The sequence below is a fragment of the Pedobacter cryoconitis genome, from assembly GCF_001590605.1.
Lineage (GTDB): Bacteria > Bacteroidota > Bacteroidia > Sphingobacteriales > Sphingobacteriaceae > Pedobacter > Pedobacter cryoconitis_A.
The window spans coordinates 1673586-1687794 of record NZ_CP014504.1 but is presented as its reverse complement, the minus strand read 5'-3'; the positions used below and the strand labels follow the sequence as shown (position 1 = coordinate 1687794).

General features: G+C 37.3%; 11 protein-coding genes. 7 read left to right on the top strand and 4 right to left on the bottom strand.

Translation table 11 applies throughout. From position 1 onward, the window contains the following. Positions 1 to 12: 12 nt before the first annotated feature. Genes AY601_RS07190 through AY601_RS07180 form a run of 3 tightly spaced genes read right to left on the bottom strand, consistent with a single transcriptional unit; the run spans position 13 to position 2554 of the window. Complete coding sequence (locus AY601_RS07190) at positions 13 to 1377, bottom strand: MATE family efflux transporter (RefSeq protein ID WP_068398539.1); 1365 nt, start codon at positions 1375 to 1377, stop codon at positions 13 to 15. Between the two features lie 30 nt (positions 1378 to 1407). Further along, the gene (locus AY601_RS07185; protein WP_068398536.1) at positions 1408 to 2040 is read right to left on the bottom strand and encodes a helix-turn-helix domain-containing protein; all 633 of its coding nucleotides are present in this window, start codon (positions 2038 to 2040) and stop codon (positions 1408 to 1410) included. A gap of 28 nt (positions 2041 to 2068) precedes the next feature. After that, positions 2069 to 2554 (bottom strand): DUF4442 domain-containing protein, encoded by a 486-nt coding sequence (locus tag AY601_RS07180; protein ID WP_068398533.1) that lies wholly within the window; start codon positions 2552 to 2554, stop codon positions 2069 to 2071. A gap of 160 nt (positions 2555 to 2714) precedes the next feature. Here AY601_RS07180 and AY601_RS07175 point away from each other — a divergent pair, with 160 nt between their 5' ends. The 3 genes from AY601_RS07175 to AY601_RS07165 all read left to right on the top strand — a co-directional run bounded on the left by AY601_RS07175 (position 2715) and on the right by AY601_RS07165 (position 7702). After that, on the top strand, positions 2715 to 3332 hold the full coding sequence (locus tag AY601_RS07175) for a fasciclin domain-containing protein (protein WP_068398529.1): 618 nt from the start codon (positions 2715 to 2717) through the stop codon (positions 3330 to 3332). 163 nt (positions 3333 to 3495) lie between these two features. After that, entirely contained in the window at positions 3496 to 4644 is a 1149-nt protein-coding gene (locus AY601_RS07170) for a lanthionine synthetase LanC family protein (protein ID WP_068398526.1), read from the top strand. Between the two features lie 4 nt (positions 4645 to 4648). After that, positions 4649 to 7702: a lantibiotic dehydratase gene (locus tag AY601_RS07165; RefSeq protein ID WP_068398523.1), complete on the top strand. Its 3054-nt coding sequence runs from the start codon at positions 4649 to 4651 to the stop codon at positions 7700 to 7702. On the opposite strand, the gene AY601_RS07160 is transcribed toward AY601_RS07165, so the two are convergent. Continuing rightward, positions 7703 to 7882 (bottom strand): hypothetical protein, encoded by a 180-nt coding sequence (locus tag AY601_RS07160; RefSeq protein ID WP_068398521.1) that lies wholly within the window; start codon positions 7880 to 7882, stop codon positions 7703 to 7705. A 262-nt stretch (positions 7883 to 8144) separates the two neighbouring features. Between AY601_RS07160 and hemF the strand changes: the two genes are divergently transcribed. The 4 genes from hemF (at position 8145) to AY601_RS07140 (ending at position 14208) form a co-directional block, all read left to right on the top strand. Beyond that, positions 8145 to 9038, top strand: a complete 894-nt coding sequence (hemF, locus tag AY601_RS07155; protein ID WP_068398519.1) for an oxygen-dependent coproporphyrinogen oxidase — start codon at positions 8145 to 8147, stop codon at positions 9036 to 9038. 98 nt (positions 9039 to 9136) lie between these two features. Beyond that, a complete protein-coding gene (gyrA, locus tag AY601_RS07150) occupies positions 9137 to 11767 on the top strand; it encodes a DNA gyrase subunit A (protein ID WP_068398518.1) in 2631 nt (876 codons plus the stop codon). A 105-nt stretch (positions 11768 to 11872) separates the two neighbouring features. Next, on the top strand, positions 11873 to 12973 hold the full coding sequence (locus AY601_RS07145; RefSeq protein WP_068398512.1) for a tetratricopeptide repeat protein: 1101 nt from the start codon (positions 11873 to 11875) through the stop codon (positions 12971 to 12973). 89 nt (positions 12974 to 13062) lie between these two features. After that, complete coding sequence (locus AY601_RS07140; protein WP_068407278.1) at positions 13063 to 14208, top strand: tetratricopeptide repeat protein; 1146 nt, start codon at positions 13063 to 13065, stop codon at positions 14206 to 14208. The last annotated feature ends 1 nt before the right edge of the window (position 14209 follow it).

The window sequence follows — 14209 nt, the reverse complement described above, 5'->3', positions numbered from 1 at the left end:
CTTTTGTATTTTTTATGCAGGAACAGCAACCAGCATTCTTGTCCTTTTCTGAAATCTGAAAAACAGCATCACAGAGGCGGTAAGTAATCCAAAAGTAAGACCGTACCAGATTCCGTTGACCCCCATCTCTAATGTGATACCTAAAAGATAACCTAGTGGGATACCAATCACCCAGTAAGCTACAAAAGTGATCACTGTAGGGATATTTACATCACCCAAACCTCTTAAAACACCTAATCCTACGACTTGTGTACCATCAAATAACTGGAAGAAACCAGCAATAATCAACAATTGGGCTGCAATATTAATTACTGCAGTGTCCTCTGTATAGATATAAGGTAACAGATGATTCGCACAAACAAATGCAACAGCGGTAATACTCATAAAAACAGCCACAGTATGGTAACTTGCTATGGCCGACCTTCTCAAATCAAGGAAGTTGTTTTTACCCAGGTTATTACCAGTTTTAATGGTCGCTGCTGATGCAATTCCACTTGCCAGCATATAAGTTACAGAAGCCAGGTTAATAGCTACCTGGTGTGCTGCTTGTTCCACAGCACCAATGGTACCAATCAGGATTGCAGCTCCACTGAATGCACTGATCTCAAAAGAATATTGTAAAGCAACCGGAGCACCTATTTTTAAGATTTTGAGACTTCTTATTTTGTCGATCAGGGTGAGTTTAAAGTTTTGCAGATATATTTTGAAGTTTTTGGAGTTAAAAACGTAAATGCACATCACCGTAGCCATTAATATCCTGTCTACCAGCGTACTGATACCAACACCTTTAACGCCCATAGGAGCGATGCCAAACATCCCTTTAACCAGGATTATTCCCAGGATAACATTGATAATATTTCCCCAGATAGAAATAAACATCGCTTGTTTGGTAAAACCCAATCCTTCGGCAAATTGCTTGAAAGTTTGAAAAATCATTAGTGGAATGATAGAAAAACTCAGGTATCCAAGGTAAGGTTTTGCATAGGCAACAACTTCTGGAGATTGTCCGAGATTATCAATAACCAATAAGGTTCCAAAGTGTACCAAGAGATACAGGAAAATCCCTATCATGATATTAATCAACAGGCTATTTGATAATAACCTTCCGCATTCTTTATAGTTTTTACGTCCGTTCTCCTGCGCAATAAGCGGAGTTAGTCCATAGGAGATACCCATTCCTAAAACCAGGATCAGCATGAATAAACTATTCACCAGAGAAACCGCAGCCAATTGAATTGTTCCTGCAAAATGTCCTACAATCACACTGTCGGCAAGGTGCACAACGGTGTGGCCCAGCTGGGATACCACAATAGGCATGGCCAGTCTGAGGTTATCTGAATAATAAGGCTTGTATTTTGCGTAAAAGGAACTGAACATAACGATTGAATTGAACCGTCAAAGGTACGGCTATTTCGGCGTTGTCATGGTAAAATATTCCTCTTTTTCGGAAGAATGGGGCTGAATCAGGTCAGCAAGAATGAAGCTGACCAATATCCTCTGCGCTTTCTGATTAGAGATTTTAGTAAGTTTACTAAATTGTTTTAAGGTAATACGCCCTTCCTGGTCAAGATACTTTAATAACTTTTGTTCCTGTTCGGTGTAGGTGATCAATTGTCCGCTGTGGGTATTTTCTTTTTTCAGTACATCAACGATGATCTTACTGGCCAGAATACTCTTGTCATTGACCCGGAAATAAACCCACCATTTTTTGTTTTCGTCCAGTGCATAGTGCGGTTTGGTGTCACTTTGCGGAATTTTCGCGACCAGTACGAGTTTACTATCAATGTATATTTCTTCAAATTCCGGTTCAATCGCTGGCTTGCAGAATTGATGCGCAGATCTGGTAATCATGTATTTCTCTTCTTCTTCAGATTTAACGCCTTTGATCGTGCCGTCATCGGCTACACCGATCAATAATTGTCCTCCTTTGTTATTGGCAAAGGCTACCAGGCTTTTTGCAATCTTTTCATAGTTATTAATTGTCTTTTTAAAATCCAGTGTAGTTCCTTCTCCTTGCAAAATAAGTTTCCTGATATTCATTTTTAGAGGTTTTAACGGACATTTCTATTTAATAAGCTACCGGGCCATTTTCGCCACTGTGCAGGTTTCTGACATATACCTCGTTCATCACTGTGGCACAAACTTCACCAGCGCTGTTTTTAATTTCCATGGGGTAAGCTTTAACAAATTTGCCACTGGTATTTAACGCTTCAATAGCATCATTCAGCATCTCATCAGTAATAATAATAGTAAAAAAAAGGGCTGATCTACCAGGTTTCAGGTATTGTATGCTTGCACTTTTGAGCCATACTCTGACTTTAAATCCCTGGCGCTGTAAAAGCTGATCAAATAATAATGCATAAAATGGGTCTGTAGCGGCATAAATAGTTCCGCCAAATATGGAACCGTTATAGTTTTTATTGAAAAGGCTTTTATAGATTTTAATATCAGCTCCCCTGAACCCTGGATGGAATTTCTTAACCCAAATACGCTGGAAGAGAAGCGGGGGATAAAAGCACAGTCCCCATTTTAGTGTTCTTTCTGATACTATCATGAGCTTTAAATATCAGAAAGATTATTGGGATCTTGTAGAACCTGTAGAAATTAATATGCTAAATTTTACAGTTCTCAGAGAATAATCTGCTTATAAAAAACCGGGAGGCTATTGATCCCGTATATCAGTCTACAAAACGGACAAAACAAAATTAAACTTTATGAAAAAGCAAATTTTTACGGTTGCAATGGCTCTTGCATTTCTTTCTTTGGCTTCAGCTTGTAACTCATCAAAACCTGGTAGTACTACTGATACTTCAACGACTACAATGACAGATACCAGCAGTAAAATGTCAAGCATGGCTGATACTTCAAAAATGAGTACTCAGGAAGGTGTTATGGTAGGTGGTGCTTTAATGGTTCCTTCAAAAAATATTGTAGAAAATGCGGTTGAATCTAAAGATCATACTACATTGGTTGCTGCTGTTAAAGCTGCTGGTTTAGCAGAAACTTTAAGTGGAAAAGGCCCTTTTACAGTATTTGCACCTACAAACGAGGCTTTTGATAAATTGCCTGCTGGTACTGTAGCTAAATTGCTTAAACCAGAAATGAAAAAAGATCTTGCTGGTGTTTTAACTTATCATGTTGTCGCAGGAAATTATAAAGCTGCTGATTTAAAAGATGGCCTGGAACTGACTACTGTTCAGGGACAGAAAATTAAATTCTCTAAAAAAGATGGTCAGTGGTATGTGAATGATGCAAAAATTACCATCACAGATGCAGTTTCAAGCAATGGGGTAACGCATGTAATCGATGCGGTATTAATGCCGAAAAAATAGTTTAATAATAGGTAGTTGATTTTTTTAGGGGCTTTGCTGGTTGATCGGCAAAGCCTTTTTTATTAATTTTTAATTAGCATGATTTTATCTTAGTCAACATTATAGTTTATGTTTTTAAAAATTTATATCTTACCATCATAATACTATTCATGCAAATTAAGTTATGAAGAATAAGATTAATGAAATTGCTAAGATTTTATCTGAAAACTACAGCTCGCTACCTCGGATTTCTGTGAAAGACGGGAGACTGGGAGCAGCCTTGTTCCTAAGTTCTTATAGCGACTTTTCTGGAGAGGGGCAATACAATGACTTAACTGAAGAAATTGTTTCAGAGATACTGGAAGACATCAATAGCGGATATGTTTCTGATACATTAGGGAAGGAAATGGCTGATTTGGGTATCTTTTTAAGTTATATGAAAGATCAGGATCTATTGGACATCAGCTCAGATGAGCTACTGAATGATCTGGATGTAATAGCTGATGATTTTGTTGACAAAAATATTGAAGCCCAGGATTTTGACCCTTTTACCGGTTTTCTGGCACAGGGATATTATCTGCTCAATAGGGATACGCAGGTTTCACGAGATGCGATCTTAAAGATAGTTAAGGCAATATCCTTTATTTCAATTCAGGATAAAGACGGTCATTTATTTTGGAAATCACCAAAATTTAGTAATGGTGGTATTTATACTGGAATTACACATGGAAGCTGTGCTATTATACAGTTTCTATTAAAAGCAGATCTCAAATTTAAGTTCGATGATACCATTAAAAAGTTAATCGTGAATAGCATTGATTTTTTACTGAAGCATAAACTTAATTTTGAAGAATACAACTTTTACTTTCCTACAAAAATTGGTGAGGAAGTCGTAAAAACTCCCGTAGAATGGTGTTATGGTGACCTTTCTATTGGATATACACTACTGAATGCAGGGCTTCATTTGAAAAATGAACTGCTTGAAAAAACAGGAATTGAAATATTGGAAAATACAGTTAAAAGAACTGATCCTCAAAATTACATAGATGATGCTAGTTTATCCTATGGTAGTGCTGGTATCGCCATAGTACTTAAAAAAGCACTGTTACTTTGTGATTCACCTGTTTTGCAAACTGCTTATCATGACTTTATTGATAAAACGCTAAAACATGCAAAATCAGTGAATGGATTTGCGGGTTATCAGGCATTTTTTTACAAGGACAGTACGGAGATCAATCTGGGTTTTATGACGGGCCTGAGTGGAATAGGTCTGGCTTTTCTCGCTCATATGGACGAGAAGTATCTGCCTTTTACCTGTTTTTTATATTTATAAAGCTATGCCCAAATATAATTTTTATAACAAGCTGGTACTGCGTACTTCTCTTTTACCTTATACTGATATCCAGGCAGCTTTATTGAACAGTAGTTATCTTGAAAATAATATTTTCCTGGAAGCGCTTTTTATAAGTGCACCGGAGCTATTTGAGTTGTACCTGGCAGACCCAGAGAATGAGCAAATAAAGCTGACCATTTCAAAATATTTTCTCCGTGCTTCTTTCAGAACTACTCCCTTTGGTTTATATGCAGGGATGAACGTGATTGACTGGTCTGCCGGAGAAAAAAAGACCATCGGATTACATGGGTTTAAACGGGTGACAAAACTTGATATTTCTTGCCTGGATGCTATCTGCAGAAGTATAATGGGGAATGAGATGATGAAAAGTGTAGTGAAACTTTATCCCAATTCTTCGATATATAAAGTCAATAATTCTTATCGTTATATTGAACCTCATAGCTTATCTCAGTTCCAGTTGAGTTCTTTTGACTATTCTTCAATTAGTAAGACGATACTAAACTTTTGCAGAGACGGAAAGACATTTCCGCAAATAGTGGATTATTTAACAGCATCTTACCCCGGTGAGGAAAATGCAATAAAGGACTTTTTGCAGGAAATGATATCCGCTGGAATATTAGTATATGCACTCATTCCTCAGCTCATAGGTACTGACCCGCTGGAGCAAATCATTGTTGCTCTTGAGCAGACGGGAACTTTACACCATAGTGAGGAAATCAATAGCTATGTCAATGACCTCAAAGCTATTACAGGTCTGCTTAGTGAAATTGATATACAAAGAGTACAGAACCGTTCAAACTATCTGAAACTAAAACAACATATAGAGAGTGTATTCGGGATTAAGGTCCCTCTCCATAAACTCGTTAATGTTTCTATGTTTCCTGCATATACCGGAGGACTTGATAAAAGTTTTCAGCATCCCCTGATAGAAGGTCTGGAAGTTTTGAAGATTTTAAATCACAGGCCAAATAAAAATCCCATGCTTCAGGAGTTTATTGCAAAATTTGCTGATCGTTATGAAACACAGCAGAAACCATTGCTCGAAATTCTGGACCAGGAAAATGGAATTGGATACTCGGATATTTCCATTTCAGGAGAAATTATGAATGGGCTGATGAAGAGCATTAAACCATTAGCTAAGGATAAAACAGAGCAGGCCTGGGATGCAATGAGTAGTTACCTGTTAAACAAGGTTATAGAAAGTCAACGCAATCGGGAAGAAGAAATCAGGCTGGAAAAATCTGAGCTGTTGAAGCTGGTCAATGTAGAGGGTGATGGATTTATCCAGGAGAATCTATTTGTATTATTCCGTGTAGCTGATGAACGTATATTTCTGGAAAGTGCTGGTTTACATGGAGCAATCAATACGATTACAAGGTTTGCTACAATAGACGATAATATTAAAGAGGTGGCCATGGCGTTTTCACCACCGTTTGATGAACAGGATCAACCCATATACGCAGAAATCAGCCATTATCCAGACCCGATAATGGGTAATGTTCTAATCAGACCCCGGTTAACAAGATATCAGATTTCAATTGTTTACAACTCGGCTATTCCGGCAGAAGACCAGATTCCGGTAAATGATTTGTTAATATCTCTGAGGGGAGAGGTACTGGTTCTGCATTCAAAGCGGTTGAAACGGGAGATTATTCCCATTCTTTCAAGTGCACATAATTTTCATCATAGCAGAAACCTTCCTGTTTATAAGTTTTTATGTGATCTTCAGTTGCAGCAGGATAAAAATTCGCTTTTGTTTCAGTGGCCTGCAGCCTTAAAGGGACTTGTCTTTTTTCCAAGGGTTGTCTGCAGATCCAGCGTTTTAAGCCTCGCAAGCTGGAATTTCAAAGACCAGGACCTTGCTTTGTTCATTCAGGATATTAAAGAATTCCAACATACCCCGTTCATGAAAAAATGGGGTGTACCTCGAAAGTTTATAGTGTCAGATGGAGATAATGAACTTTTTGCAGACCTTAATGAAGAGTCAAGCAGAAAAGTTATACTTCAGTTGTTATCCAAAAAGAGTGCTGTACTAATTAAGGAACTTTTTCTTCCTGTGCGGGATACTGTTGTTTCTGGTGAGAATGGAAATACGAATCAATTTACGGCCTTTTTGAAAGGCAAAGGTAACTCAATATATACCGGAGAAAAAACTATTGCCAATATCCCGAAAGTCAGGGAATTTTATCCTTTAAGTGAATGGATCTATTTTAAAATCTATTGTGGCGGAACTATTTCTGATGAAATCCTGGTAGGGACCATAGACAAGCTAACCAATAGATTATTAAAAGATAAACTGATAGATAAGTGGTTTTTTATCCGTTATACTGATCCAGGGTACCATATAAGAGTCAGGTTAGCTGTAAAGAACAAAAATGATATACCCAGGATAACAGCGCAGCTCAACAGGTGTCTGGAAATACTCATTAGCAGGAAGAAAGCATGGAAAATACAGTTTGACACTTACAAACCGGAGATTGAGCGTTATCATACTTATGGAATGGATATATCAGAGACTGCATTTTTTCTCAGCAGCCGGTATACGCTAAAACTGTTAGCTTATTTGAATAGATCGATTGGCAGTGAGCAACAGGTACTATTTTTATCTATGGTGTCAGTAGATCACATCCTGTCGGCTTTCAATTTTGAGACTAAAGAAAAACTTCGGTTAGTGGGCCAGTTTAAAAAATCCATGGAAAGCGGATATAAGATAGATACAGATTTTTGGAAAAAAATAGATGTCCAATTTAAAGCAAATAAATCGGGGATTGCAGAACTGATGGTTTTGCAACCAGCCAATGGATCCGAAATAAATAAGTTGTTGTCGAATTGGAAGGTTGAATTAGCGGAATTGTATAAAACGGCGAAAGCAACGGGACCTGATTTGGAATCATATATTTTCAGCCTTGCCCATATGCAGGTGAACAGGCTGTTTAAAGAGCACCAGAAGATAAATGAATTGATCACTTATCAATTATTGTCTAAATATTACAGCCTGGTTCTTTATTCAAAAAATCAGGCTGTAATATCTCCTTAATTAAAATGAGATTGTAGGTATAGGTACAGTAATGCATTGATGACAGGACTGTACCTGGCAAGTTGAGCTATCAACAAGTTGATTTGCACCTTGACCTAAATTTGTTGGCTGACTGTTGGCCATGCTTGAAATTACCTTTTTGTTTAAGGAGAATTTAAATTGCTTTTTTTCTTCTTTCATCAGATTTTGGTTTTAGTTTCTTAAAAATATAAATTAATATTTATAATATCTATAAAATTATTTATTGAATATAACAGTATATATAGTTAGTTAGAGAAAGGTATGTTGCCAGGAAAAATTCTTGAGATTATCCATTCGGCCTGACCGGGGGTGTTTTTTTCTGAGCAAAGCCTTTTTTTGTATAATACAATTGTATTACATAGTACGTTTGTACTAGTATATATTAAAATATAACTTTACCACCTTATATATTCACGGAACGATGTTAAAAGATAAAGTTGTAGAAGCGTACCAAAAGATCCAGGATGAAATTTGCCAGGCTTTGGCTTCAGCCGATGGCGGAGGGCAGTTCGAAGAAGAAATCTGGACCAGAGAGGGTGGAGGCGGTGGCCGCACGCGTATTTTTCAGAATGGAAATGTAATTGAAAAAGGTGGGGTTAATTTCTCTGCTGTATATGGTAAATTGCCAGAAGCGGTCAAAAAAGCTTTCAAGGTAGAAAATGATGAATTTTTCGCTACCGGAGTTTCCATTGTGATTCATCCTTCAAATCCATTTGTACCTATTATACATATGAATATCCGTTATTTCGAAATGGATGAGCAAACAAGATGGTTTGGTGGCGGCATTGATTTAACGCCACATTATGTAATTGATGAGGATGTGCGCTTTTTTCATCAGCTGCTGAAACAAACCTGCGATGAGTTTGATGCTTCGTTTTATCCGAAATTCAAAAAACAGGCAGATGATTATTTCTTCATCAAACACCGCAATGAGATGCGTGGTGTAGGTGGGATTTTTTATGACAGGCTGAAACCTGAAAATACCGGGCTGGATTGGGATCAATTGTTTAATTTCTCCCTGGGGGTTGGTAATTCGTTCATTCCGGCTTATACTGAACTGATTGAACGGAACAGAAATACTGAATTTACAGCAGCGCAGCAGGAATGGCAATATGTAAGAAGAAGCCGTTATGCAGAATTTAATTTAGTTTATGATTCGGGCACAAAGTTCGGTTTGGAGACAAACGGAAGGATCGAATCTATCTTAATGAGCTTACCACCAATGGCAAAGTGGATATATAATCACCAGACTACAGAAAACAGCGCAGAGGCTGCAACTCTGACCAAGTTAATAAAAGGTATAGACTGGGCTTAATTTTTTTCCACAATGCGCTTAAACGGCAATATTTTCTTAAATTCGCAAGGTTATAACATTACCTTATTTAAATCGTTTTTAACGAACATCACTATTTTATGGCAGAAGATTTAGAAAATCAGGAAAACGACAAAATAATAAAAATTGATATTGACGAGCAGATGAAGTCTGCCTACATCGATTATTCGATGTCTGTTATTGTATCAAGGGCGTTACCTGATGTACGCGATGGGTTAAAACCTGTACACCGTCGTGTACTTTACGGGATGCTTGATCTTGGTTTGGCCAATAACAGGCCTTACAAGAAATCAGCCCGTATTGTAGGAGAAGTACTGGGTAAGTATCACCCGCATGGTGACTCTTCAGTATATATGACCATGGTTCGTATGGCACAGCCCTGGAGCTTACGTTATTTACTGGTAGAAGGTCAGGGTAACTATGGTTCGATTGATGGTGACTCTCCGGCAGCAATGCGTTATACGGAAGCAAGGTTCCAGAAAATCGCTGAAGATATGCTTGCGGATATCAATAAAGATACTGTAGATTTTCAGTTGAACTTTGATGACTCTTTAAAAGAGCCAACAGTGCTTCCGGCAAAAGTACCAAACCTTTTAATTAATGGTTCTTCGGGTATTGCAGTAGGTATGGCAACAAATATGCCGCCTCACAATATTACAGAAGTAATCAATGCGACTATTGCTTACATTGAAAATACAGAAATTACTATTCCTGAGTTAATGAAATTCGTAAAAGGCCCGGATTTTCCTACCGGAGCAATAATTTACGGATATAATGGCGTTTCAGACGCTTTTGAAACTGGTAGAGGCCGTATTGTAATGCGCGCTAAAGCTGAGATCGAAACGGTAAAGGACCGCGAAACTATTATCGTTACTGAAATTCCTTACCAGGTTAACAAAGCAATGATGATTGAGCGTACTGCTGAATTAGTCGGAGAGAAAAAACTGGAAGGTATTTCTAATATTAAAGATGAATCAAACAAGGATGGTATCCGTATCGTTTATGAAATTAAACGTGATGCGAATGCTTCAATTGTATTGAATAACCTTTTCAAACAAACTGCTTTACAAACTTCATTCAGTGTAAATAATATTGCTTTGGTGAATGGCAGACCTCAGATGTTAAATCTGAAAGATCTGATCAGACACTTTGTGGACCACAGACATGATGTAATTGTACGCCGTACTAAGTTTGAACTGGACGAGGCACAGAAACGTGCACACATTCTGGAAGGTTTATTAATTGCTTTAGATCACTTAGATGAAGTAATTAAGTTAATCAGAGCGTCAAATACTCCTGAAGAAGCAAGAACAGGCTTAATGGAGCAGTTTGGTTTAAGTGATATTCAGGCGAGAGCAATTCTGGATATGACTTTACGCCGTTTAACAGGACTGGAAAGAGACAAGATCAAAGAAGAGTTTAATGAGTTGATGAAAACGATTGAGTACTTGCAATCTATCTTAGCTGATGAAGGCCTTAGAATGCAGATTATCAAGGATGAGCTGGCTGAAATGATGGATAAATACGGCGATGAGCGTAGAACTACTATCGTTCACTCTGCTGAAGATATGAGCATGGAAGACTTTATCGAAGATGAAGAAGTCGTGATCACTATCTCTCATGAAGGTTATATCAAACGTACACCTGCAACTGAATACCGTACACAGGCAAGAGGTGGTAAAGGTTCAAAAGGAAGTGATTCAAGAAATGAAGATTTCATTGAGCATTTACTGATTGCTTCTAACCACAACTATATGTTGTTCTTTACGGAAACGGGACGTTGTTTCTGGTTAAGGGTATACGAAATCCCTGAAGGTTCAAGGTTAAGTAAAGGAAGAGCGATCCAGAACATTATCAATATTCCTAAAGAAGAGAAAATCAAGGCCTATATTAAGGTTAAGAATCTGAAAGATCAGGAGTATCTGGAGAACAACTATATTATCATGTGTACCAAAAAAGGAACGATTAAGAAAACTTCTCTGGAAGCTTATTCAAGACCAAGGGTAAATGGTATCAATGCAATTAATATCAATGAAGGTGACCAGTTACTGGAAGCTAGTTTAACGAGCGGATCAAGCGAAATCATCATGGCATTGCGTTCCGGACGTGCAATCAGGTTCAATGAAGCGACCGTAAGGCCTATGGGCAGAACAGCTACCGGGGTAAGAGGTGTTACTCTGGGTCATGCTGCTGATGAAGTTGTTGGCATGATTGCTGTTGATGATCCATCAGCAACAGTAATGGTAGTTTCTGAAAAAGGTTACGGTAAACGTACTAATGTAGAGGATTACCGCGTTACTAATCGTGGTGGTAAAGGTGTAAAAACAATTACCATTACGGATAAAACTGGTGATTTGATCGCTATTAAAGCGGTTACTGATGCTGATGATTTAATGATTATCAATAAATCGGGTATCGTTATCAGAATTGTTTTGAGTCAGCTCAGGGTTATCGGAAGAGCAACACAAGGTGTTCGTTTGATTAACTTAAAAGGAAATGATTCAATTGCATCTGTTGCGAAAATCGAACATGAGGATGATCCTGAAGAAGAAGTTAACGGAGAGCTGTTGTTGGTAGATCCTGCAGATGTATTACCGGAAGAAGGTGGTGCTGAAGAAGCTGAAACTGAAGAAGGGGCAGAGGAGCCGGAAGAAGAAGGTTCTGATGAGGAAGGTGAAGCAGAGGATACGGACGAAACAGAAGAAGACTAAGAATAAATTAAATTAAAAACAGACCCAATAAACCCTGTAGTAGTAACGGATATTATTTATCCTTTTAAGCTCCAGGGTTTATATTCATTAAAACCAATTTACAATATGAAAAAAGTAGTTTTAAGTATGCTTTTAATAGGTGCTGCCACCTATGCGAACGCTCAGAAGAGTGAAGTTTCCAAAGCTAAAAATACCTGGGCATTAGCGAGTTTACCTGGTGCAAAAACTTTAGATGAAACCTTAAAATCTCTTGAAGATGGTTTAAAGACTACTGATAATGCTATTGCAAACGAGAAGTCTAAAATTATGCCTGAGGCATGGTCTTACAGAGCATTATTTGCGTCAAGAATTTCATTTGTAGATTCTTTAAATATTGCAAATGCAGTTGCTAAGGATAAAATTGCTGAAGAAGCAATTGCAAAAGCTAAAGAGTTAGATACAAAAGGGAGCGAAAAGGATAACATCAAAGAAGCTGAACAAACTTTATCTAATGCTTTAAGAAACAGAGCTATTTTTGCTTACAATAAAAAAGATTTTAAATCTGCACTTCAGTTTTTCAATGAGTTAACGGTTAAAAATCCTCAGGATACTTCAACTTTTGTAAATGCAGGTGTTACTGCCAAGCAAATCAATGATTATCCTGAAATGGTTAAAAACTTCAAAAAAGCAATTGATTTAGGATCTAAAGATTCTGAATCTTTGTACAGTGAAATCATTTCTACTGAATTCAGCCAGGTGAAAGATACGGTTGCTGGTACTGCTTTATTAGAAGCTGCTTTAGCTAAATATCCTGAGAATTCTTATTTCTCTGGTATGCAGACTGACCTTTATATCAAACAGGGTAATGTTGCTAAAGCTCAGGAATCATTGGCTAAACTAATTGCTAAAGATGGTAAAAACGCTTCATACCAATATGCTATGGGTGATACTTACTACAAACAAGCTTTAGATTTACAAGGAAAAAGAAATAAAATCGATCCTAAAAAGAAAAAGGAATTTGATGAGGTAACGCTTAAAATGAAAGGTTTTATCGATCAGGCATTACCTTACTACAAAAAAGCTTACGAATTAGATCCTAAAATGGTTTCTGCTTTAGAAAACTTAAAAGTTATTTATGCTTTTAAAGATGACAAAGTAAATTATGAGGCTACTAAAAAATTATTAGATGCGCAAAATGGTACACCAGCTGCTGCACCAAAAAAATAATTATTAATCACAAATGTGATATTAAAAGAGGGATAAATTTTATCCCTCTTTTTTTTTGTATAAATTTGTAGCTAAGCCTAATGAAGCATATGATGAAGAAACGATATTTATTTGCAGTTACTATTTTGATGGTGAGTTCCACTTCAGCGTTTTCCCAAAAGACACAGCTCTATATTGCGAGAAATAGTGTAGGAAAGCTTCAGGCAGCAATTGCAAACAAACAGGATCAAAAAGCACAATTGTCAATACTGTCAGAAGGGATTAAAGCGGCAGAAGCTGCTGAAAAGGATAGAGAAACAAAGAAGTGGCCTGAAACCTGGGCTATCAAATCTTACCTGAGTTCTTATATTGCTATTGTTGACCCGAGTCAGGATAATTCTGATAAATATTTTGATCTGGCTATTAATGCGATAGATTCAGCTAAAAGGTTTGATAAGTTTGAAGATAACTCCGGTCTGATCAAAGCATCAAGCTATAATATAAACATTAAAAAACAGCAGAAAGGAAAATCTGCTTACCAGGCTAAAGATTTCAGCGCTGCGTTTAAATATTTGAAAGAAGTGAGTGATTTCTTTCCTAAAGACACTATTCTGGCTGTTAATGCTGCGCTAAGTGCTGAAGGTGTTAAAAATGAGGATGAAGCGTTAGCGTATTTCAAACGTGCTAAGGAGAACGGGATTATGAATGCAGTGGTATTCCAGCGTATGGCTGACATTTATAAACGTAAGCTGGATAATGAGCTTGCTTTAAAAACGCTGCAGGAGGGACTGATTTACAATCCTTATAATGATTTATTGAACAATGATTATATCAACTTGTTGCTGGATACAGAGAAGTATACTGAAGCGAGACAGGTTATTGAAAGTACATTAAAGGTAGAGACCAGAAGTAAGTTGTTGTATTATCTGTATGGGTATTTGCATCAGAAAAATACAAATATGGGAACCGCCGAGTTAGCTTATAATAAGGCTTTGGATATAGACCGTAATTATTTCGATGCGCTGTATCAGTTAGGTTTAGTTTATCTTAACCTGAGCAATGATGCATTGGCTACTCCTAAAAAGGATCTCCTGGCATTTACTTCTAATCTTAACCGGGCTGAGATCATTTTATCACAGGCACATAAAGTCAATAGAAAAGATAAACCTACGATCACTTTATTAATTGACATTTATACGCGCAAAAACAGATTTGACAGGGCCCAGGAATTGAAAGCTCAGTTAGAGGAGTTTTAAT